Source organism: Rahnella contaminans, from assembly GCF_011065485.1.
Lineage (GTDB): Bacteria > Pseudomonadota > Gammaproteobacteria > Enterobacterales > Enterobacteriaceae > Rahnella > Rahnella contaminans.
This window is the reverse complement of the sequence record NZ_JAADJS010000002.1, coordinates 762,510-785,536: the sequence shown is the minus strand read 5'-3', so window position 1 is coordinate 785,536 and position 23,027 is coordinate 762,510. Positions and strand designations below refer to the sequence as shown.

The 23,027-nt window shown below is 52.3% G+C and carries 18 protein-coding genes; 11 read left to right on the top strand and 7 right to left on the bottom strand.

The window, feature by feature from the left end:
* Position 1: 1 nt before the first annotated feature.
* A complete protein-coding gene (gene dapA / locus GW579_RS12725) occupies positions 2-883 on the bottom strand; it encodes a 4-hydroxy-tetrahydrodipicolinate synthase (RefSeq protein WP_165059360.1) in 882 nt (293 codons plus the stop codon).
* A gap of 145 nt (positions 884-1,028) precedes the next feature.
* Between dapA and GW579_RS12720 the strand changes: the two genes are divergently transcribed.
* Complete coding sequence (locus tag GW579_RS12720) at positions 1,029-1,595, top strand: glycine cleavage system transcriptional repressor (protein ID WP_152327942.1); 567 nt, start codon at positions 1,029-1,031, stop codon at positions 1,593-1,595.
* A 25-nt stretch (positions 1,596-1,620) separates the two neighbouring features.
* Positions 1,621-2,088: a thioredoxin-dependent thiol peroxidase gene (gene bcp, locus GW579_RS12715; protein ID WP_165059358.1), complete on the top strand. Its 468-nt coding sequence runs from the start codon at positions 1,621-1,623 to the stop codon at positions 2,086-2,088.
* Between the two features lie 108 nt (positions 2,089-2,196).
* Here bcp and GW579_RS12710 read toward each other — a convergent pair whose 3' ends face one another.
* Positions 2,197-3,261, bottom strand: a complete 1,065-nt coding sequence (locus tag GW579_RS12710) for an AI-2E family transporter (protein ID WP_152327940.1) — start codon at positions 3,259-3,261, stop codon at positions 2,197-2,199.
* Between the two features lie 261 nt (positions 3,262-3,522).
* Between GW579_RS12710 and bepA the strand changes: the two genes are divergently transcribed.
* Complete coding sequence (bepA, locus tag GW579_RS12705; RefSeq protein WP_193333222.1) at positions 3,523-5,058, top strand: beta-barrel assembly-enhancing protease; 1,536 nt, start codon at positions 3,523-3,525, stop codon at positions 5,056-5,058.
* Between the two features lie 26 nt (positions 5,059-5,084).
* Positions 5,085-5,441 carry an arsenate reductase (glutaredoxin) gene (arsC, locus tag GW579_RS12700; protein ID WP_165059356.1) on the top strand — a complete coding sequence of 119 codons (357 nt, stop codon included), beginning with the start codon at positions 5,085-5,087 and terminating at the stop codon, positions 5,439-5,441.
* 63 nt (positions 5,442-5,504) lie between these two features.
* Here arsC and hda read toward each other — a convergent pair whose 3' ends face one another.
* The 3 genes from hda to upp form a co-directional block, all read right to left on the bottom strand.
* Positions 5,505-6,212: a DnaA inactivator Hda gene (hda, locus tag GW579_RS12695; RefSeq protein WP_152328029.1), complete on the bottom strand. Its 708-nt coding sequence runs from the start codon at positions 6,210-6,212 to the stop codon at positions 5,505-5,507.
* 165 nt (positions 6,213-6,377) lie between these two features.
* Positions 6,378-7,670 (bottom strand): uracil permease, encoded by a 1,293-nt coding sequence (gene uraA / locus GW579_RS12690; RefSeq protein ID WP_152327937.1) that lies wholly within the window; start codon positions 7,668-7,670, stop codon positions 6,378-6,380.
* Between the two features lie 82 nt (positions 7,671-7,752).
* Positions 7,753-8,379: a uracil phosphoribosyltransferase gene (gene upp / locus GW579_RS12685; RefSeq protein WP_104922995.1), complete on the bottom strand. Its 627-nt coding sequence runs from the start codon at positions 8,377-8,379 to the stop codon at positions 7,753-7,755.
* A 358-nt stretch (positions 8,380-8,737) separates the two neighbouring features.
* On the opposite strand from upp, the gene purM reads away from it, so the two are divergent.
* The 5 genes from purM (at position 8,738) to ppx (ending at position 15,188) form a co-directional block, all read left to right on the top strand.
* On the top strand, positions 8,738-9,775 hold the full coding sequence (gene purM / locus GW579_RS12680) for a phosphoribosylformylglycinamidine cyclo-ligase (RefSeq protein ID WP_165059354.1): 1,038 nt from the start codon (positions 8,738-8,740) through the stop codon (positions 9,773-9,775).
* A 27-nt stretch (positions 9,776-9,802) separates the two neighbouring features.
* Positions 9,803-10,441 (top strand): phosphoribosylglycinamide formyltransferase, encoded by a 639-nt coding sequence (purN, locus tag GW579_RS12675; RefSeq protein ID WP_152327935.1) that lies wholly within the window; start codon positions 9,803-9,805, stop codon positions 10,439-10,441.
* 224 nt (positions 10,442-10,665) lie between these two features.
* Positions 10,666-11,241 carry a spermidine N1-acetyltransferase gene (speG, locus tag GW579_RS12670; protein WP_152327934.1) on the top strand — a complete coding sequence of 192 codons (576 nt, stop codon included), beginning with the start codon at positions 10,666-10,668 and terminating at the stop codon, positions 11,239-11,241.
* A 304-nt stretch (positions 11,242-11,545) separates the two neighbouring features.
* The gene (ppk1, locus tag GW579_RS12665) at positions 11,546-13,615 is read left to right on the top strand and encodes a polyphosphate kinase 1 (RefSeq protein ID WP_152327933.1); all 2,070 of its coding nucleotides are present in this window, start codon (positions 11,546-11,548) and stop codon (positions 13,613-13,615) included.
* A gap of 22 nt (positions 13,616-13,637) precedes the next feature.
* Positions 13,638-15,188, top strand: coding sequence for an exopolyphosphatase (gene ppx / locus GW579_RS12660; RefSeq protein ID WP_152327932.1), 1,551 nt, complete (start codon positions 13,638-13,640; stop codon positions 15,186-15,188).
* Positions 15,189-15,260: 72 nt separating this feature from the next.
* Here ppx and GW579_RS12655 read toward each other — a convergent pair whose 3' ends face one another.
* A complete protein-coding gene (locus GW579_RS12655) occupies positions 15,261-17,492 on the bottom strand; it encodes a sensor domain-containing phosphodiesterase (protein WP_235937366.1) in 2,232 nt (743 codons plus the stop codon).
* Between the two features lie 732 nt (positions 17,493-18,224).
* Here GW579_RS12655 and mgtE point away from each other — a divergent pair.
* Together mgtE and GW579_RS12640 are read left to right on the top strand one after the other, a co-directional pair.
* Complete coding sequence (gene mgtE / locus GW579_RS12645; RefSeq protein WP_152327929.1) at positions 18,225-19,664, top strand: magnesium transporter; 1,440 nt, start codon at positions 18,225-18,227, stop codon at positions 19,662-19,664.
* Between the two features lie 205 nt (positions 19,665-19,869).
* Positions 19,870-22,137 carry a PAS domain S-box protein gene (locus GW579_RS12640; RefSeq protein WP_165059352.1) on the top strand — a complete coding sequence of 756 codons (2,268 nt, stop codon included), beginning with the start codon at positions 19,870-19,872 and terminating at the stop codon, positions 22,135-22,137.
* Here GW579_RS12640 and alkA read toward each other — a convergent pair whose 3' ends face one another.
* The gene (gene alkA, locus GW579_RS12635) at positions 22,138-23,001 is read right to left on the bottom strand and encodes a DNA-3-methyladenine glycosylase 2 (RefSeq protein WP_206738907.1); all 864 of its coding nucleotides are present in this window, start codon (positions 22,999-23,001) and stop codon (positions 22,138-22,140) included.
* Positions 23,002-23,027 lie beyond the last annotated feature (26 nt).

The following is a 23,027-nucleotide window of genomic DNA, read 5'->3' as shown; positions in this document are numbered from 1 at the left end:
GTTACAGCAAACCGGCGCTTTTTAATGCTTCTTCCACGACCGGACGGGCAGCATCTGTTAACGGCGTCATAGGCAGACGCAGAGTATCGGTTGCCATCAAACCCAGTGCCTTACAGGCCCATTTCACCGGGATTGGGTTTGCTTCTACAAACAAATGCTGATGCAACGGCATCAGGCGCTGATTCAGGCGACGCGCTTCGGCAAAGTTACCGGAGGCCGCCAGCTCACACAGTTGAGCCATTTCACGGGCAGCTACGTTGGCAGTGACGGAAATGACGCCCTTGCCGCCGAGTTGCATAAAGTCCAGACCGCTGGCGTCATCGCCGCTCAGCAGAATGAAATCTTCATCATCAACCAGCACTTGGATCTGACTAACACGACTTAAGTTCCCTGTTGCCTCTTTAACAGCAACAATATTCTTCAATTTTGCTAAACGCGCGATGGTCGGCGGCAACATATCGCAGCCGGTACGTGAAGGCACGTTATAGAGAATTTGCGGCAGAGACGTGTTTTCAGCAATCGCTTTGAAATGCTGATACAGGCCTTCCTGCGTCGGGCGGTTGTAATAGGGAGTGACTGTCAGGCAGCCAATAACGCCACTATTTTCAAAGCGTTGTGTAAGAGAAATCGCTTCAGCGGTGGCATTTGCCCCGGTCCCGGCGATAACAGGAATGCGCCCATCGGCCAGTTCCAGCGTCTGAAGAACCACGTCACCGTGCTCTTCATGGCTTAACGTTGCCGACTCACCGGTCGTGCCAACGGAAACGATCGCCGCAGTACCACTGGACACATGATAATCAATCAGTTTTTTCAGACTCGCGCGATCGACAGCACCTTTGGTGTCCATCGGCGTAACCAGTGCAACAATACTTCCCGTAAACATTGACCTTCCCCTCCACAAACAGGTCACTCATGGTACTTTTGACACCACTGCAAAAGCAAGCAAACAACGAGCGGTAAGCGCTTGTCCGGCGGTTTTTTTTATGTTTACCTTGGGAATACTCCCAAGCACGACAGGAAGACACAATTTGCCGCAGCCACAACAACATTATCTGGTTATTACCGCATTAGGTGCCGATCGTCCGGGTATCGTGAACACCATCACCCGTCAGGTCAGCAGCTGCGGCTGTAATATCGAAGACAGCCGTCTGGCGATGCTCGGCGATGAATTTACGTTTATTATGCTGCTTTCCGGCAGCTGGAATGCCATCACGCTGATTGAATCCACCCTGCCGCAGAAAGGCGCTGAACTGGAATTATTGATCGTGATGAAGCGTACCAGCGCACATGAACGCCCGCCGATGCCTGCGACGGTTTGGGTAAAAGTGGATGTTAAAGACTCCCCTCATCTGATTGAGCGTTTTACTGATTTATTCGATACACATCAGATGAATATCGCCGAACTTGCGTCAAAAACACGTCCGGCCGATGCGACCACGCCTGCGCAGTTATCTATTCAGATGACCGCGCACAGTGCCGCCAATACCGACCCGGCAATTATTGAGCAAGCGTTCCATCAGCTATGTACAGAACTGAAAGCGCAAGGCAGTATTAACGTCGTTAGTTATTCTGAGAATGAAGATAAACTGCAGTAACAGCTAAGAGATACGGAGAAAGACAATGAGCCCACTGAAAGCCGGTGACCCTGCGCCGCAATTTAGTTTGCCCGATCAAGATGGTGAACAAATTAATCTGGCCGACTTCCAGGGACAGAAAGTCCTGGTCTATTTCTACCCTAAAGCGATGACGCCGGGCTGCACCGTGCAGGCTTGTGGTCTTCGCGACAACATGGATCAGTTGAAAAGCGCAGGCGTTGAAGTGCTGGGGATCAGCACTGATAAGCCAGAAAAACTGTCACGCTTCGCAGAAAAAGAACTGCTGAACTTCACATTGCTGTCCGATGAAGATCATCAGGTTTGCGAACAGTTTGGCGTCTGGGGTGAAAAATCCTTTATGGGGAAAACCTACGACGGCATCCATCGCATCAGCTTCCTGCTCGACGGGAATGGCAACGTTGAGAAAGTCTTCGACGACTTCAAAACTACCAACCACCACGACATTGTGATGGCTTACCTCAACGGCAATTGAGCCAACCGGTAACCTTCGCACCATCACAAAGTTGGCTTACGGTAGTGGAAAATAAAAAAGCGCAGACGCGCTTTTTTTATTGCTGCTAAACCAACATGTAACGCCCTTTCAGACGGTTTCGTTCAGGGATTCATCCGGCCAGACGTGAACCACGGCCTTGACCAGTGTGGCCAGCGGTATCGCAAAGAACACACCCCAGAATCCCCACAGTCCGCCGAATACCACCACCGAAAGAATAATCACCAGCGGATGCAGATTTACAGCTTCCGAGAACAACAGCGGCACGATAACGTTGCCGTCTAATCCCTGAACCACCAGATACGCCACAATCAGCGTCCAGAAATCCGCGCCAAGACCCCACTGGAACATCGCCACAATGACCACCGGAATGGTTACCAGCATCGCGCCGATGTAGGGGATCAGAACCGATACGCCCACCAGCACAGCAAGTAAGAGCGAATAACGCAAATCCATAACCACAAACACCAGATAGGTCGCCACACCCACGATGATCATTTCCAGCACTTTTCCGCGGATATAATTGGTGATTTGCTGATTCATCTCTGCCCACACTTGCCCTGCCAGACCGCGGTCGCGGGGCAAAATACGGCGCACAGCGTTCAGCATCTGCTCTTTATCCTTGAGCAAAAAGAACACCATCATCGGCACCAGAATCAGGTAGATCGCCAGCGTCAGTAAACCGACCAGCGACGCCAGTGAATATTTCACTACGGATTCGCCTAGCCCTGACAGCTTGCTGCGCAGGTTTTCGGCCATCATATCGATGATGCCCGCATCCACCAGCGCCGGATAACGTTTAGGCAATGTGGCGGCAAAATCATAGAAACGGTTAAGCATACTTGGCAAATCGGCCAGCAAATTGACGCCCTGCTGCCACGTCACCGGCGCCACCACAAACATGCCGAGCAGTAAAATCCCGGCAAATATAATCAGCACCACGCTGACCGCCAGCGTGCGCGACAGCCCGACGTGTTGCAGCCGTACCGTCGGCCATTCCAGTAAATACGCCAGCACAATCGCCACTAAAAGCGGTGCCAGAATGCCGTTGAGAAAATAAAGAATACAAAAACCCGCCACCAGAATAGCCAGCAGCGCGATGGCCTGCGGGTCAGTAAAGCGGCGGCGATACCATTGCAATAACATGTCCAACATCGTGAGAACACTCCTGTAAATTCCGGGTCTGACGGGTTTGCGCTGTTCGTTCCCTGCGCGCTCAGACACAAGTAACTATCTTCAAATCTCGTTGTCACACAACTGTAGCTGCGGAGTGTTTTAAACTCTCACGAGGATAGCTACTATAGAGACCGGCGCAAAGAAAAGCGTCACAAAATAATGGTGTGACCAACAGTTCATGGATGAAAGGCTCTTAATGCTTATCGGCATCGCGGTTAACTTATTGGGAAGCAAATGTTTATGGTAATGCGGTTGAAAAAAACGGTGATCGCCCTGTGCCTGGGCAGCCTGTTCACTGGCACAGTCCTCCCCGCAGGAGCCGACGACAGTTCATTCTGGTCGACGCCCGTTGGTTCTTCATCCCAAAATACCCGTTCACCGTCAGCGCCCGTGTCGAGCGATCAGCTTCCCGACATCGGCACCACCGCAGGCGGGACGCTCAGTATTAATCAGGAACTGCAGATGGGCGATTTTTACGTCCGTCAGATGCGCGCCAGTACGCCGCTGATTAACGATCCGCTGCTGAATCAATACATTAATGCGCTCGGCCAACGTCTGGTCGCCCACGCGTATTCCGTCCGCACGCCTTTCCATTTCTTTATCGTCAATAACGATGAGCTGAACGCCTTTGCCTTCTTCGGCGGCAACGTGGTGCTTCACTCCTCGCTGTTCCGGTATACCGATAACGAAAGCCAGCTGGCTTCGGTGATGGCGCACGAAATTTCTCACGTCACGCAACGCCATCTGGCGCGTGCGATGGAAGATCAGCAGCGTAACGCGCCGCTGACGTGGGTTGGCGCACTCGGTTCGATTCTTCTGGCAATGGCCAGCCCGCAAATGGGCATGGCGGCGCTGACCGGCACGCTGGCCGGAACCGCGCAGGGGATGATCAGCTTCACGCAGGCCAACGAACAGGAAGCCGACCGCATCGGGATCCAGGTGTTGCAGCGTTCCGGCTTTGATCCGCAGGCCATGCCTGCATTCCTGCAAAAGCTTGCCGATCAGGCCAGTTATTCGACGCGTCCGCCGGAAATGTTGCTGACGCACCCGTTGCCGGACAGCCGTCTGGCCGATATCCGTAACCGCGCCAACCAGATGCCGCACCTGTTTGTCCAGTCGTCACAGGACTACGTGATGGCGAAGGTGCGTATCCTCGGGATGTACGGCTCAGAAAGCTATCCGCTTTCCGATGACTATCTGCAAAAGCTGAGTAACGGCAATGTCCGTGAACAGCTGGCGGCGAAATATGGCCACGCATTGCTGTTCTATAAAGCGAAAAAATTCGATCAGGCGCGCGCCATTCTTGAACCGCTGCTGACGACCTATCCGGGCAACGAATGGTTGCTCGATTTGTCCACCGATAATGACATCGACAGCAAACGCGCTCCACAGGCGATCGCCCGTCTGGAGCAGGCCGGTGCGGCGACCAGTTCCAACCCTGTTTTGCAGCTGAACCTGGCAAACGCCTATCTGGAAGGTGCGAAACCGGCCAACGCCATGAAAATCCTGAACCGTTATACGTTCAATTATCCGGGCGACCCGAACGGCTGGGATTTATTGTCTCAGGCTGCTGCCGCGCAAGGCTTGCGTGCGCAGGAACTGGCCGCGCGCGCTGAAAGTATGGCGCTGGTCGGGCGCCTGGATCAGGCGATTGAAATGCTGAGTAATGCCAGTGCATTGCAGAAATTAGGCAGCCTCGAGCAGGCCCGCTACGACGCACGTATTGATCAGCTCCGCCAGTTACAGGGGCGTTTCCGCCAGTATCAGAAAGGCTGATGTCTGAATCTATCAGGGAGAAAGTTATGTCAGATGAAGTTGCGATTTATCACAATCCGCGCTGCTCAAAGAGCCGCGAAACGTTGAAACTGCTGGAAGATGAAGGTATTACGCCGGAAGTGATCCTGTATCTGGACACACCTCCGTCTGTTGAAACATTGCAAAGTTTGCTGAAAAAGCTGGGATTCAGCTCTGCGCGGGAATTAATCCGCAAAGGCGAGGAAATTTATAAAACATTGAATCTGGCCGATAAAAACCTGAGTGAAGCTCAGCTTTTGCAGGCGATGGTGGAAAACCCGAAACTGATTGAACGTCCGATTGTGATCGCCAACGGCAAAGCGCGTTTAGGCCGGCCACCGGAACAGGTGAAAGAGATTTTGTAATTCCCCGCGTCAAATTCGGGTTCGCCACACGAACCCGGATCTTCTCCGATTTACAACCCTGATTTACAGCCCCAGAATTTCTTTCACAAACGGGATCGTGAGTTTCCGCTGCGCCGTGATGGACGCGCGATCGAGCTGATCCAACGTCATGAACAATGTCCGCATTTCGCGATCCAGGCGTTTTAACAGGAAACGCCCCACGTCTTCCGGCAATTCAAAACCGCGCAGTTTGGCGCGCAACTGTAATGCCTGAAGTTTTTCATCATCGGAAAGCGGCTGGAGTTTGTAGATTTGCCCCCAGTCGAGACGGGAAGCGAGATCCGGCAAGCTGAGATTCAGCTGACGCGGAGGACGATCGCCGGTAATAAACAGGCGCGTGCGACCGGTTTCGAGAATGCGGTTATAAAGATGGAAAACGGCCGCTTCCCATTCATCATCTCCGGCAATCCCTTCGATGTTATCAATACAAACCAGCGCCAGATGCTCCATGCCGTCCAGCACTTCAGGGACGAAATAAGCGCGCTTGTCTAAAGGCACATAACCCACGGCTTCACCGCGTTGCGATAATTCGGCGCAGGCTGCGTGTAAAAGATGGCTGCGGCCACCGCCTTCGCGGGACCAAAAATAGATATACGTGCCGTGTTCCTGATGCAATGCGGTCTGAATCGCAGAAAGCAGAGAAGAGTTTTCCCCCGGATGAAAACTGGCAAAAGTCTCATCATCGGGCAGATAAAGTGGCAGGGAAAGCTGTGCCGGCGTATTCAGAAGCACCTCAACCAAAGCGGTATGAAGACCGCAGATGTTGTCACGTCAATAAAAGGAACTGCCAAATTCTAGCAAGGATCCGCGGTGAAATGAACTGTGCCCGGTGCAACCGCTTGCGATCCGAGCACCTGACCGGTTGCGCGCTGGCAAACCGGTCAGAAATGATCCCCCTCAGACTGGCGGATTTTCCCTCTCGTCATCGATATCAATGATCTGTTCTTCGCCGCGGAAAATCTCGATCACTTTGAACAACAGACTCAGGAAGATACCCACGATCGTGGCCAGCGCCATGCCTTTCAGCTCCGCCGCACCGATGTGGATCTTCGCGCCGCTGACGCCGATGATGAGGATCACCGCAGTCAGGATCAGGTTCTGTGCCTTGTTGTAATCGACTTTAGATTCAATCAGTACGCGGATACCGGATGCGCCAATCACGCCATACAACAGCAAGGAAACGCCGCCCATTACCGGAACCGGAACGGCCTGAATTGCCGCCGCCAGTTTCCCGATACAGGAAAGCAGGATCGCCAGAATCGCCGCACCACCAATCACCCAGGTGCTGTAAACCTTGGTGATCGCCATCACGCCGATATTTTCGCCGTATGTGGTATTGGGAGTAGAACCGAAGAAACCGGACAACACGGTAGAAAGGCCGTTAGCCAGCATCGAACGGTGCAGGCCCGGATCACGCAGCAAATCTTTTTTCACGATGTTCGCCGTCACGACTAAATGCCCGACATGCTCGGCAATAACCACCAGCGCCGCAGGCAAAATGGTCAGGATCGCTACCCATTCGAAACGCGGTGTGTAGAAAGTTGGCAGAGCAAACCAGTGCGCGTTTTCAATCGCAGAAACATCCACAACGCCCATAAAGAAGGACAGCGCATAACCTACCAGCACGCCGATGAGGATCGGGATAATCGCCAGGAAACCGCGAAAGAGCACGGAACCAAGGATCGTCACCGACAGCGTCACCAGAGAGATGATGATCGTTTTGGAATCCACCGGTACGCCGTCAGCCGGCAGCAAACCGGCCATATTGGCAGCCACACCGGCCAGCTCCAGCCCGATGACGGCAACGATTGCGCCCATCGCTGCGGGCGGGAACATCACGTTAATCCAGCCAATCCCGGCTTTCTTAACAATCAGCGCCACCAGGCAGAACAGTAAACCGCAGGCAATAAATCCGCCCAGCGCCACTTCATACCCCATCGGCAACAGCAACAGCACCGGTGAAATGAACGCGAAGCTTGAACCCAGATACGCCGGTATTTTCCCTTTACAGACAAATAAATACAGCAAAGTCCCTATGCCATTGAACAGCAGCACCGTTGCCGGGTTAATTTTGAACAGAATGGGAACCAGAACGGTGGCACCAAACATGGCAAACAGATGCTGGAAACTCAGGGGGATTGTCTGCAGTAAAGGCGGACGCTCACTTACCCCGATGACACGACGGGTCATGGATGTGATCCTCTTAAAGTGTGGTGTTGTGTTATGTGTTTTAAAAACCAAAAAAAAGCCGACTCATGAGTCGGCTTAACGCTTACTTCGTACCAAATATCTTGTCGCCCGCATCGCCGAGCCCCGGCATGATGTAGCCCTTTTCGTTGAGTCCCTGATCCACCGAGGCCGTGTAGAGCTCGACGTCAGGGTGCGCAGCTTCGAGAGCGGCGATCCCTTCCGGTGCCGCCACCAGCACCAGAACTTTAATGCTCTGGCAGCCCGCTTTTTTCAGCAGGTCGATGGTTGCGATCATGGAACCGCCGGTTGCCAGCATCGGGTCAACCACCAGCGCCAGACGTTCTTCGATGTTAGAAACCAGCTTCTGGAAATACGGCACAGGCTTCAGGGTTTCTTCATCACGGTACACACCCACCACGCTGATACGCGCGCTCGGGACGTGTTCCAGTACGCCTTCCATCATGCCCAGACCGGCACGCAGAATTGGCACAACAGTAATTTTCTTGCCCTTGATCTGGTCGATTTCAACCGGACCACACCAGCCTTCGATAGTCACTTTTTCAGTTTCTAAATCGGCAGTCGCTTCATACGTCAGAAGACTACCCACCTCAGAAGCCAGTTCGCGAAAACGTTTCGTGCTGATGTCATTTTCACGCATCAGGCCCAGCTTGTGTTTCACCAGCGGGTGTTTCACCTCGACGATCTTCATTGTTTATTCTCCTAAGGTGGTTGGGCTGCAAAAAAAAATCGCGAGATTATAACGCCATTTTTTTTGAACGCCACTGCCAATTGCCTGATCCGGATCAACATATCCTTCGTCAGTCTAACTGCTGCGGTGTTGGCTGCACTTTCTCACCCGAATCACTGACTCATGTCAGCTCATCGGGATTCGTGCGTTTGCCGCCTTGCTGCAATCAGAGTGACTTTGGATAAGCTCTCTCATTGGCTTCTAAAATCAGTATAGATAGACACAGTCAATAAGGCGCTCGCAAACGTTTGCTTCCACTGTTAGAATTGCCACGCATTATTTTTCAACCACCAACCCAAACCGCCGTGGGGACTTCGCAGTGACCGACAAAACCTCTCTCAGCTATAAAGACGCAGGCGTAGATATCGATGCCGGTAACGCATTGGTAGACCGCATTAAAGGTGTAGTAAAACAGACCCGTCGCCCGGAAGTTATGGGTGGATTGGGCGGTTTTGGTGCTCTCTGCGCGCTGCCGCAAAAATATCGTGAACCCGTGCTGGTTTCGGGTACCGACGGCGTTGGCACCAAGCTGCGTCTGGCGATGGATTTAAAACGCCACGATACCATCGGTATCGACCTGGTCGCGATGTGCGTCAACGATTTGATCGTTCAGGGCGCTGAACCGCTGTTCTTCCTCGATTACTACGCCACCGGCAAACTGGATGTCGACACTGCCGCCAGCGTGATCACCGGTATTGCAGAAGGCTGTAAACAGTCCGGCTGTGCGTTAGTTGGCGGCGAAACCGCTGAAATGCCGGGGATGTACCACGGCGAAGATTACGACGTCGCGGGCTTCTGCGTCGGCGTGGTGGAAAAATCAGAAATTATCGACGGCAGCAAAGTGGCTGACGGCGACGTGCTGATCGGCCTGGCCGCGAGTGGCCCGCACTCCAACGGCTACTCGCTGGTGCGCAAAATTCTGGAAGTCAGCAAAACCAATCCGGAAACCACCGTTCTGGCAGGCAAATCGCTGGCCGACCATCTGCTGGCACCGACCAAAATTTACGTGAAATCGATCCTGAATCTGATCGAAAACGTCGAGGTGCACGGTATCGTCCACCTGACCGGCGGCGGCTTCTGGGAAAATATTCCGCGCGTTCTTCCTGAAAATACTCAGGTCATCATTGATGAATCAAGCTGGCAGTGGCCGGATGTCTTTACATGGCTGCAAACCGCCGGCAACGTCAGCCGTCACGAAATGTACCGTACCTTCAACTGTGGCGTTGGCATGCTGGTTGCACTTCCGGCTGAGCTGGCTGAACAGGCGATTGCTTTACTGAACGATAATGGCGAAAAAGCGTGGAAAATTGGCTACATTAAAGCCTCTGACTCCGCTGAACGTGTTGTCATCCAGTAATTCAACTCACTGAAGACAGGTATAGAAATGAAAAGGATTGTGGTTCTGGTATCAGGCGAGGGAAGCAATTTACAGGCCCTGATCGATGCCTGCCAGCAGGGAAGGATCAACGCAGAAATCTGCGCTGTTTTCAGCAACAAATCCGCCGCTTACGGGCTTGAAAGAGCCCGTTCTGCCCACATTCCTGCGCATGCGCTGGATGTCAAAGCCTACGAAGATCGCGCCGCGTTTGATGTCGCACTGGCCGATGCCATCGACACGTTCCGGCCCGATCTGGTGGTACTCGCCGGGTATATGCGTATCCTCACCGCAGAATTCGTTCAGCGCTTTGCCGGACGGATGATCAACATCCACCCTTCCCTGTTGCCGAAATATCCGGGTCTTCATACTCACCGCCAGGCGATTGAAAATCAGGATACCGAGCACGGCACATCGGTGCATTTTGTCACTGAGCAGCTCGATGGTGGCCCTGTCATATTGCAGGCGAAAGTCCCGGTGTTTACCGAAGACACTGAAGAAGAGCTGGTGGCGCGTGTGCAAACGCAGGAACACAGCATTTATCCGCTGGTGGTCAGCTGGTTTGTTGAAGGACGTTTGTCCTTGCAAAATGGACAGGCGCTACTGGATAATAATCCACTGCCTGAACAGGGTTACGCGGCGGATTAATCTGCTTAAGCGCGATGATTTCACTATAAACCGGCCCCGTGCCGGTTTTTTATTTTCTGTCATTTGACACTTGTTTACATTTCACCCGATATAATGCCCATCCCGGCGCACGTTTAAACGTCGTTTGTGCGCCGACCTTCATCTGAAACACGGTTGTTTCAGATCTCATATTCACGAAGGTTACCTCAGGTAAAACGGCTTTTTGATTCTTTGAGGAACACCCCATGTTTAGCAATAACAGCGTCAGATTACGTCCACTGGAAAAGGATGACCTGTCGTTTGTTCACCGTCTTGATAATAACGCCAGCATCATGCGTTACTGGTTTGAAGAGCCTTACGAGGCGTTCGTCGAACTGACAGATCTCTATAACAAACATATTCATGACCAAAGCGAGCGTCGCTTTATTATTGAATTCCAGGGCGGACCGGTCGGATTAGTCGAACTGGTCGAAATTAATCATATTCACCGCCGCGCGGAATTTCAGATAATCATCGACCCGCAGCATCAGGGTAAAGGCTTTGCCGGTGATGCCGTCCGTCTGGCCATGGATTATGCCTTCTCCGTTCTGAACCTCTATAAGCTGTATTTAATCGTCGACAAAGAAAATAAAAAGGCGATTCATATTTACAGCAAACTCGGATTTGAACTTGAAGGCGAACTGAAGCAGGAATTCTTTGTGAACGGCGAATATCGCAGCGCCATCCGCATGTGTATTTTCCAGCCTCAGTTCCTGGCGAAATATAAAACTAAGCCTGTTCAGGTAAAACCTGAATCTCTTATTGGTGCCAGCGCCGTCTGATTTCGCATAAATACCTTACCGGTGAGGGCGACAACGCCTTCACCGGTAAGACTTTTCCCGCTTTTGATCCTCATTTATTCCCCCTGCATAGACTCTCCTTAATTCATCCCCTGTAGTGTTGGACTTTCCTGTCAATCTTTCGCAATATTGGTAGTAGACACTAGGCCCTCTCACAAAAGGCTTCCTGTTGCGCCCGGCTTTGAAACAGACGGGTAACATGAAGATCACGTTGAGCTAAATTGCGGTGTTTTTCAGGCGATTTGCCTGTATGGGCCAGGTTGTAAGCCAAATGAACGGAGTGAAAATGGGTCAGGAAAAGCTTTATATCGAGAAAGAACTAAGCTGGCTGTCCTTCAATGAGCGCGTGTTGCAGGAAGCGGCAGACAAAAGTAATCCCCTGATCGAAAGGATGCGTTTTTTAGGGATTTACTCCAATAATCTGGATGAGTTTTATAAAGTCCGCTTTGCTGATTTAAAACGGCGGATCCTCATCAGTGAGGAACAGGGTTTTCTTGGCGCGTCCCGTCATTTGCTGAAAAAAATTCAGGCAAAAGTGCTTCGCATTGATCAGGAATTTGACAGTCTCTACAACGATTTACTGCTGGAAATGGCACGTAATCAAATTTTCCTGATTAACGAGCGTCAGGTGTCGGAAAACCAGCAAGCCTGGTTGCGTCAGTATTTCAAACATCAGCTGCGCCAGCACATTACGCCGATCCTCATTAATCACGACACCAATCTGGTGCAATTCCTCAAAGACGATTACACCTATCTGGCGGTAGAAATTATCCGCGGCGAAGAGATTCACTACGCCCTGCTGGAAATCCCGTCCGATAAAGTTCCGCGTTTCGTTAACCTGCCACCGGAAGCGCCGCGCCGCCGCAAGCCGATGATCCTGCTGGATAACATTCTGCGTTATTGCCTCGACGACATTTTCAAAGGCTTCTTCGATTACGATGCGCTGAATGCCTATTCGATGAAAATGACCCGCGACGCCGAATACGATCTGGTCACAGAAATGGAATCCAGCCTGCTGGAACTCATGTCATCGAGCCTGAAACAGCGTCTGACCGCTGAGCCGGTGCGTTTTGTCTATCAGCGCGACATGCCGGATGAAATGGTGGAATTGCTGCGCGGCAAGCTCGGTATTTCCAACTACGATTCTGTAATTGCCGGTGGCCGTTACCACAACTTTAAAGATTTCATTGGTTTCCCGAACGTCGGCAAAGCCAATCTGGTCAACCGCCCTCTGCCACGCCTGCGTCATTTGTGGTTCGATAAATTCCGTAACGGCTTTGCCGCCATTCGTGAACAGGACGTGTTGCTGTATTACCCGTACCACACGTTTGAGCACGTTCTCGAACTGTTGCGCCAGGCGTCGTTTGATCCCAACGTTTTATCGATAAAAATCAATATTTACCGCGTGGCAAAAGACTCACGCATTATTGAATCGATGATCCACGCCGCGCATAACGGCAAGAAAGTGACGGTTGTTGTTGAGTTACAGGCGCGTTTCGATGAAGAAGCTAACATTCACTGGGCGAAACGTCTGACGGAAGCCGGTGTACACGTTATTTTCTCTGCGCCGGGTCTGAAAATTCACGCAAAACTCTTTCTTATCTCGCGCCGCGAAGGCGATGAAATTGTCCGCTATGCTCATATTGGGACCGGTAACTTTAACGAGAAAACCGCGCGGCTTTATACCGACTATTCGCTGCTGACCGCTGATGCGCGTATCACCAACGAAGTCCGTCGCGTCTTCAACTTTATTGAAAACCCTTACCGCCCGGTTTCTTTCGAACATCTGATGGTGTCGCCGCAAAACTCGCGCGACATGCTTTACCGCCTGATCGACAAAGAGATCGCCAACGTACAGGCTGGCGGAACCGGCGGCATTACGCTGAAGATCAACAATCTGGTGGACAAAGGGCTGATTGATCGTCTGTACGTCGCGTCGAATGTGGGCGTCAAAATCCGCCTGCTGATCCGCGGCATGTGTTCACTGGTGCCCAACTTACCCGGCTTCAGCGAAAACATTCAGGTCACCAGTATCATCGACCGCTATCTTGAACACGATCGCGTTTATGTCTTTGAAAATGGTGGCGATACCAAAGTCTTCCTGTCTTCCGCTGACTGGATGACCCGAAATATCGATTACCGTATTGAAGTGGCTGTCGCCCTGCTCGATCCGCGCCTGAAACAGCGCGTTCTGGACATTCTCGAACTGCTGTTCAGCGACACGGTAAAAGCCAGAGTGATTGATAAAGAACTGAGCAACCGGTATGTTCCACGCGGAAATCGTCGCAAAGTGCGCGCACAACTGGCGATTTACGAATATCTCAAAGATCTGGAACAACAAAGTCAGCAAGCCTGAACCCCTGGAGCGTTACACAACTATGCCCCTTAAAAGCAGCAGCCCATTGAATGCCAAGCCACAGGAAATTGCTGCAATCGACCTCGGATCGAACAGTTTCCATATGGTGATCGCCCGCGTCGTTAACGGCGCATTGCAGGTGCTGGGACGCCTGAAACAGCGCGTTCACCTGGCCGATGGCCTCAACAATAAAAATGTGCTCAGTGAAGAAGCCATTCAACGCGGGCTGGATTGCCTGGCTTTATTTGCTGAACGCCTGCAGGGTTTTCCGGAAAATAACGTCACTATCGTTGGAACCCATACGCTGCGTCAGGCGGTGAACGCTGAGGAATTCCTCAAGCGCGCCGCCGAAGTGATCCCGTATCCGATAGAAATTATTTCCGGTCAGGAAGAAGCACGTCTGATTTTTATGGGCGTTGAACACACGCAACCTGAAAAAGGCCGCAAGCTGGTGGTCGACATTGGCGGCGGTTCGACTGAACTGGTCATCGGCGAAGATTTCGAGCCGCTACTGGCCGAAAGCCGCCGCATGGGCTGCGTCAGTTTTGCGCAAATGTTTTTCCCCGACGGTGAAATCAGCCGCAGCAATTTCAAACGCGCACAACTCGCCGCCGCACAGAAACTCGAAACACTGGCGTGGCAGTATCGTCTGCAAGGCTGGCAGTATGCGCTGGGTGCCTCAGGCAGTATCAAAGCCGCCCATGAAGTGCTGGTCGAAATGGGTGAAAAAGACGGTCTGATTACCCCTGAACGGCTGGAAATGCTGACCGAAGCCGTGCTGAACTTTAAGAATTTCAGTGCGCTGGAGTTGCCGGGCTTATCAGAAGATCGTCAGTCGGTATTCGTTCCCGGCCTGGCGATTCTGCGCGGCGTGTTTGATGCGCTGGCGGTGAAAGAATTACGCCTTTCCGACGGCGCGCTGCGTGAAGGCGTGTTGTATGAAATGGAAGGCCGGTTCCGTCATCAGGATATCCGCACCCGCACGGCGAAAAGCCTGGCCGAGCATTACAATATCGACCGGGAACAGGCGCGCCGCGTGCTTGAAACGACGGAACAGTTGTATGCCCAATGGCTGGCGCAAAATACCAAACTGGTACAGCCGCAGCTCGAATCTCTGCTGAAATTCAGCGCCATGCTGCATGAGGTCGGCCTGAGCATCAACCACACCGGCATGCACAAGCATTCTTCTTATATCCTGCAAAATACCAACTTGCCGGGCTTTAATCAGGAACAGCAAACGCTGCTGGCGACGCTGGTGCGTTTTCACCGCAAAGCCATCAAGCTCGAAGAACTGCCGCGCCTGAATTTGTTTAAGAAGAAGCATTATATTCCGCTGATTCAGCTGCTGCGTCTGGGGGCATTGCTCAACAACCAGCGCCAGTCGACAACCACGCCGGAATCCCTGCGGTTATCGACCGATGATAATCACTGGACGCTGCGTTTCCCGGCGGGATATCTGGCCCAGAATAACCTGGTTCAGCTCGATTTCGAACGCGAACAAAGCTACTGGAACGATGTCACGGGCTGGAAACTGATGCTCGAAGAAGAAGACGCTGAGCCTTCTGACAAATAAATCCGGACAATAAAAAAAGCCCTCTGGCATTTTATGCTCAGAGGGCTTTTAACTTTTCAGCGTACTGATAAATCAGTTTTTTTGAAATTCCAGCAGCGAGGCCAGCGGCAGAGGTTTGCCCACCAGATACCCCTGCATATAATCCACGCCCAGTGCGTGAAGTGCCGCTTTCTGCTCTTCGGTTTCCACGTATTCCGCCACAATCGACAGATGCTTCATGCGCGCCACCTGACAAATTGACTGCACAATGTATCCGTCCAGCGGATCAGTCAGCATGTTGCGCACAAAACTGCCGTCAATCTTCAAAATATCAGCCTGAATCGCCTTGAGGCGGCCATAACTGGCGTAACCGGTGCCGAAGTCGTCAATCGCAATCCGGCAGCCATAAGAGCGCAGTTCACGCATCGCATAATCCGCATACTTCATGTTTTGAAGTAAATGCGATTCCGTAACTTCTAAAACGATCTGGAACGGTTCGATCTCAAATTCCAGCATCAGCGTTTTAAAATCGCGGGTAAACGTCGGGCGGCACAGCGTGGATGGTGTAAAGTTCACGGCAAAACGCAGGCTGGGAAGACGCACGCGGTTCTGATGAATAAACATCAGCGTGTGCCGCAGAACCCACATATCCATCTGATAAGAAAGACCGAACTCATGCACCACCGGCAGGAATTTATCCGGCGTCACCAGTGATTCCTGTTCACCATCAAACAGGCGCAGCAGAATCTCATGATAGCTGTCGCCGCGCACGCCCAGTATCGGCTGCGCCATCAGCACAAAGCGGTCGTCATCAAGGGCACGCTGGATTTTATGCAGCATGTCGACTTTCTCTTTAATCTCCAGCTGAACCTGACTGTGGTCGCTTTTATTGGATTCTGGCTGACCGGTGGTCAGGGAAACTTCCGCAATACCGCTAAGTTCGCCGAGCAAAATCGGCAAATGCTCAACCGGGGAATAGACTGTGCAATAGGATAAGCCGATGTTCGGATGCAGCGGCAGACCGTTCCAGATCAGCCGGAAATCTTCCAGATAATCATGCAAATACTGAAGCTTTTTATCGGCGTCTTCGCAGTTTAAACGCAGAACCAAATCATATCCCGGCAGGTGGTAAACCCGCTCACCGTCCTGCAAATAAGGATTCAGCCCCAGCGCCAGTTGCTGTTTAAACTGGATACGCAACTGCATGCCGTAGTTGCGGCTCAGCACATCCATGTCCGAAACGCGGATGAAGCACAACATTGAGCGCGGATGACGGGCCAGATCACGGTTAAACGCGCGCAGGTTGGGCAGGCCAAAGACCGGATCCTGCAACGCCGCGGCGCTGAATTTTTTCATCAGCAGACGCTGACGGGAAGAAAGGACCGACATGAGTAACAGCGTCACGGTATAAACCAGCATGAGCGCAGAAACAAAGACCAGATTATGTGTAAACCCGTGTTCAGAGATAAAACCCTGATAGTTATTGAATAAGACGGTAAGCGTAACCGTCCAGACGATGCTGATGAAGTAATAGCCATAACGCAGCGCGCCGAACAGCAGCACCGGGAAAAGCAGTGTCAGCGTATAGTCGCTGAGCAAAATCTTGGTAAACGGCTCGCTGAGCCCCGGAATGCACAGCAACGTCACCATGAAGGTCAGCACAACAAACCACAGCAGCACTTCGAGACGTTTCACGCCCGGCGCACGCTGTTTTCTCAACATCATGCGCAACACGCGGAAATAACGTGGCTGACGGATCAGGCGGATAACCAGATAAATAACGTGAGAGTTAAGCAAGATCCCTAAAATCATTGCCTGCAAATTGACCAGCGTTCTGAGGGTGACAAACTCTGCGGTCGCCATGCCCAGATAACCGGGTAAAAGCCCGCTTTCCACGACAATCTGCAAGACGATCATAAAAAAGAACGTCAGAAAAATCAGCAGCCAGCCAACACGAACTTTCGCCAGCGTCATTAATCCCAACGGAGCCGACCAGCGGTTCCCGGCCTGCCAGCGATAACCCAGCCATGCGAGAAACAGTGACGTGAAATAAATCACCGTCATCAGCACGCTCATGTCAAAACCGACACGCAGGTAATAACGCAGGAAAAGCGTGAGGACAATGCCCGGGAAAGCCGCCCAGTCAAATACCATCAGTAAGGCAACGCACGTTGCCAGCGGCATGTAGATCAGATACGTCCGGCCTTCCGGCAGCATAATGATCGGCGAAAGCCATGACGTCACTGGAATCAATACCAGCGCGCAAATAACGGGAAGTCCCCACCATTTGTGGCGCAGGTCATGCCAGGAGAAATTTTTACGCATCAAGTCCATCTACGTTTGCGCATGAGCTTCATGCAGCGGTGAGTGATTTAGGATGTCACGGACGTCAGGCAATCCGGCAGCAGTGGCGACAGGTCCGCTCTCCGTTATCATTGTAAAAATGTCATTTCACAGAAAAAAATGCGGAAGAAAAGAATACAGCGGACGAAAGCCTGGTCGCAGATATTTAAATTATGGCTGGATTCTAATGCGACTTATCTTAAATCCTTTGATGCAGATCATTAAACAGAATCTTTACGATTTTCACTAAAAATCATCCAAAACAAATTAATCACGCGATGAATGAAGTGAAAAATCTTATTTAGATTAGAATCATGAAACAAAGAGAAAAATTCTATGCAGTGAGGCTTTCACCGGAGGTCAAATCGCCTTCTTTGCGCTTTTTTTGATTATCTGGTTGCCCGTTTAGTTCTGTTATATATTGTAAATATTATTATTTATCCTCTTTCTTTCCCGCTACCGGAGCCAGGAACCACTTAAGCGATCTTAATTATGTCTCGAAAATCCAACATCAAGATGACGAAAATCGTTTTATCGATAAGCTTCATTATTTTGTTCGGCCGTCTCGTCTACTCAGCTATCGGCGCGTATACGCATCATCAGAACCAAAAACAGTCCGAAACGCCAACCGAAACCCGACGAGATCAGACCCCCGAAAAAACATGTACCGGCACGCTGAAAAGTTGCCGTTACTTCAAGGAATAAGGATCTCGAATGTCTGCCGAAAAACCTAAGAATTACGGCCAAAAGCTGGCGGAAAGCCGCAGCAGGATCCTCGATCTCCTTCTGAATACCGACAATCTGGCTGAGAGCATACTGGGCGAAGACCTGGATGTGGATGACGCAACGCGTGCCACACTGATGGATAACACCGCCGAACTCACCGCGCGCGTACAAAAACTGCATGCGGCGGACGTCGCCGACGTGCTGGAAGCATTACCCATACGTGAACGTCTGGCGTTGTGGAGCCTGGTTGAGCCGTCGGCGCGCGGTAAAGCGCTGGTCGAAGTTTCAGAAACCGTCTGGGACAGCCTGATTGAAGAGATGAGCGATAAAGACCTGCTCAAAACCATGTCGCTGCTCGACGTGGACGATCAGGTGTATCTCGCCGAATACCTTCCGCGTGACCTGATTGGTCGGGTTCTGACGTCGCTCGACCCGCGCCAGCGCGATAAAGTCCGCGAAGTCATGAAGTTCAGCAAGGAATGCGTGGGCCGTATCATGGATTTCGAGCTGCTGAGCGTTCGCCCGGATGTCACGCTGGGCACCGTGCAGCGCTTTCTTCGTCTGCGTAAAACCATTCCGCAAGCGACCGATAAGTTATTCATTACCGACCGGAAAAATACGCTGCTCGGCGAACTCCCGCTGACCACAATTTTACTGAACCCGCCGCATACGCCGGTTTCTGACGTCATGATTACCGACTTCACCAGTTTTGAGCCGGAAGATAAGGCCGAAGACGCGGCCAGCGCGTTTGAACGTTATGACCTGATTACCGCCCCAGTGGTGGATAAAAAAGGCAAACTGATGGGACGTCTGGCGGTGGAAGAGATTGTTGATTTCGTGAATAACGACACCGACAGCAATCTGCGCCGGATGGGCGGCCTGAGCCCGGAAGAAGATGTGTTTTCTCCGGTCAGAAAGGCCGTACGAAACCGCTGGGCCTGGCTGGCTATCAATTTGTGTACGGCGTTTGTCGCCTCGCGCGTTATCGGCCTGTTTGAACATACTATTTCACAACTTGTGGCCCTTGCCGCGCTGATGCCGATTGTCGCCGGGATCGGCGGTAATACCGGCAATCAAACCATCACGATGATTGTCCGCGGGCTGGCGCTACACCATGTTCAGCTCGGTAACCTAAGATTTCTGATGTTCAGGGAGTTGGGTGTAGCGCTGATTAACGGCCTGGTTTGGGGCGGGCTGATGGGCGTGGTGACGTGGCTGCTGTACAGCGACTGGCAGATGGGCGCTGTGATGACGCTGGCGATGGTGCTGAATCTCCTGCTGGCCGCGCTGATGGGCGTGGTTATTCCTCTGACCATGGTTCGCCTTGGCCGTGACCCTGCCGTGGGTTCCAGCGTGATGATCACCGCGCTGACTGACACCGGCGGTTTCTTTATCTTCCTGGGCCTTGCCACTATTTTCTTGCTTTGACGCACACTTTCCGGCTTTCGGGCCGGAATATTCGTTATCTATTACACCGTAATGTAGAATTTATATTAATAATTCATTCTGATTTTCCGATACTGATAACATGCCGCCGCGCGATCCCCACACCGCCGCGACGAGTAAAAAATAGAACAACAGCTATTACTGCATTTGTTTGTCATTCGCCGCCGGTCAGAAAAGGGTTTTCATCGTGGAAAGAAGCCAACCACCTTCTCTCATAGTTCACAGGGCAGACTGGAAAGCCCCCCTGCTTTTAGGTATTGCTATCTGCCTGCTGGCGCTTGCGTGCATGAACGTTATTCAGAGACAGTCGAGCCTGGCGGGTTTATGGCTGCCCACTGCGTTGCTTATCCCGGTCCTTTTTCATCACCCTTATCGCCAGTGGCTGACGTTGCTTTGCGCCGCGTCTCTGGGCATTGCCGCCGCCCATGCGGTCATGGGCACGCCGTTCCCGCGCTATTTTCCTTATCTGCTCAACAACCTGATTGAAGCGTCTTTGTGTGCAGTATTGTTGCGCCGGATGTTGCCACAGCGGGATCCGCTTTCCGGTCTCGGTTCCTGGGTGAAGTTTTTGCTGATTGCCGTGGTTTTCTGCCCGCTGGTCAGTTCGGTGATCATGATGCTGTTCATCCTGCACATTCATTCACCAGGCGAATTGCAAAACCGTTTTGCAACCTGGTTTATGTCTGAGGCCGTGGCGATCCTGGCACTCACGCCGCTGGGGCTGATTTATCAGCGCGGTTATTTCAGCAAAAATCTCACTTCTCAGCGTTTTTTTGAGCTGGCTCTGACACTGATTCTGACGCTGATCGCCGGTTTTCTCGCACTGAAATGGCTGCCTTACACCTTCGCGTTTATCACCATTCCGCTGCTGTGGTGCGCCATCCGCCTGCCGCGTATTGAAGCCTTTATTATTTTCCTTTCGATGACGCTGATGATTGCCCTGCTGCACACCAGCGGGATTATCAACGTTCAGCCCCATACAGTGATGCAAATCCCGCAGGGGTTAATTTTCCTGCCGCTGCTGCTGATCCTGATGCCAGCTAATGCGATGGCCATGGCCATGCATTCCTTGCGCATGGAGAAATCGCACATTACCCAGAGCGAAAACCGCTTTCGTAACGCCATGGAATATTCGGCCATCGGAATGACTCTGGTTTCTCCGCAGGGAAAACTGCTCCAGGTCAACAAGGCGCTGTGCAACCTTTTGGGTTATGAAGCGGAGTATCTGACTACGCTGTCGTTTCAGGAAATAACCTATCAGGAAGACTTAGGCAAAGATCTCACGTTGTTCAAGCAGTTGCTCGATGATGAAATCCAGAGCTACACCATGGAAAAACGCTATTTATGCCGCAATGGTGAACTCGTCTGGGCTTTGCTGGCGGTTTCGCTGGTGCGTGATGAACACCACAACCCGCTGTATTTCATTTCTCAGATTGAGGATATTAACGAACTCAAACACACGGAAATGACCAACAAACGGCTGTCTGAAGCGCTGCATGAAGAAAAAGAGCTGCTGCACATCACCCTGAATTCGATCAATGAAGCCGTGATTTCCACCGACCGGAATATGAATATTACGTTCATGAATCCGGTGGCGGAGAAAATGACCGGCTGGTCAGAGCAGCAGGCGCAGGGGCAGCCGGTAAACCGGATCGTGTTGATCAGCAAAGGGCCTGACGGGCCGCTTATCGACAACCTGCTGCAATTTGATATCAACGAAAACCTGCACTCTTCCGTGGAACGTTCCCTCGTGCTGCACGGCCACGACACCGGTTTGTTTGATGTCCAGCTGGCCGTTTCGCCGCTGCGCACGCTGAAAGATGAGCCGATCGGTATCGTGCTGGTACTTCAGGACGTCAGTAAATCCCGCGAGCTGATGCGCAAACTCAGCTACAGCGCGTCCCACGATTTGCTGACCGGCCTGTCTAACCGCGGCAGTTTTGAATCGAGCCTGAAAAAAGCGCTAAACCTGACGGCGACGCGTCATCAGGTTCACACGCTGGCGTTTATCGATCTCGACCGTTTCAAAGCGATCAATGACAGTGCGGGCCACGCAGCGGGCGATGAGTTGTTGCGTCAGCTGAGCACGCTGATGCAGGAACATATCCGCAACAGCGATCGTCTCGCGCGTCTGGGTGGTGATGAATTTGCGCTGATTCTGTTTGATTGTCCGATGGAACAAGGGCTCGGCATGGTTCAGCAACTGGTGGATAAGATCAACGCGTACCACTTTATGTGGGAAGAGAAAATGTACCGCATCGGCGCCAGCGCAGGGCTGACGCAAATTTGTAATCCGCACATCAGCGGGAGTGAATTTATGGCGCAGGCCGATATGGCCTGTTATACCGCCAAACGTAACGGCCGCGGACAGGTTTTCAAATACGAAGCCGACCAGAAAACCGCAACCGCCCACGCCCCGCAATCCGTGTCGCCGCCTCAGAACGGAACGGAATAATCAGGGCAAATCAGGCTGCCAGTCATTGTTGAACCATAAATGCAGCGTGGCGTAAGTGCGCCACGGCTTCCAGACCTCGGCGTAACGGGCGATTTTCCCCGGCGTCATTCCGGGAAAGCGCTGCTTAATCAGATAATCGCCGCCCAGAAAAACATCCGGCGCAGACCACGCGCGCATCGCCACATAACTCGCCGTCCAGCTGCCAATGCCCGGCATCGCCAGCAACTGTCTGACACCTTCCTGCACATCGGTAATGTCATCGAGCGGCAACCGCCCTTCTTCCACCGATTGTGCAATATTAATCAGGCACGCCGCGCGTTTGGCCTGCACACCGATACCGCGTAAATCATCGACCGTTAATTTCGCGATTGCCGCCGGAGACGGAAACAGGTGCGTCAGCGCCGCAAAAGGCGTGCTCAGCGGTTCGCCCCATTTTTCCGTCAGCCGCGTCGCCAGCGTTGCCGCCATTTTCACACTGACCAGTTGACCCAGTATCGCCCTCACCGTCAGCTCAAAACGATTTATACAGCCCGGCAGACGGAGTCCCACGGCGTTTTCGGCCAGCGGACCTAAACCTTCAGCGATCAGTAATGGCTGCGCATCCAGATCCAGTAACCGCCGCACCTGCTGCGCTACATTTTCTGCAACCGGAGCCAGCGACGGCGAAACCTCCAGTTCGACACTGTTAAGGTCCGGCAAAGGACGCAACCGCAACCAGCCGCTCAGCCGCACGCCGTTGTGCATCACCGCCAGTGTGCGCTGAAAAAATTCGCCGTCCTGCTGCTCGATGCCCTGCAAGGCACGTGCGCCAAGAAACGCGGTCATCCACTGCCAGTCATACGGAGGCTGATACGTCAGAAGCATTTGAGTCACAGGACAGTCCTTATAAA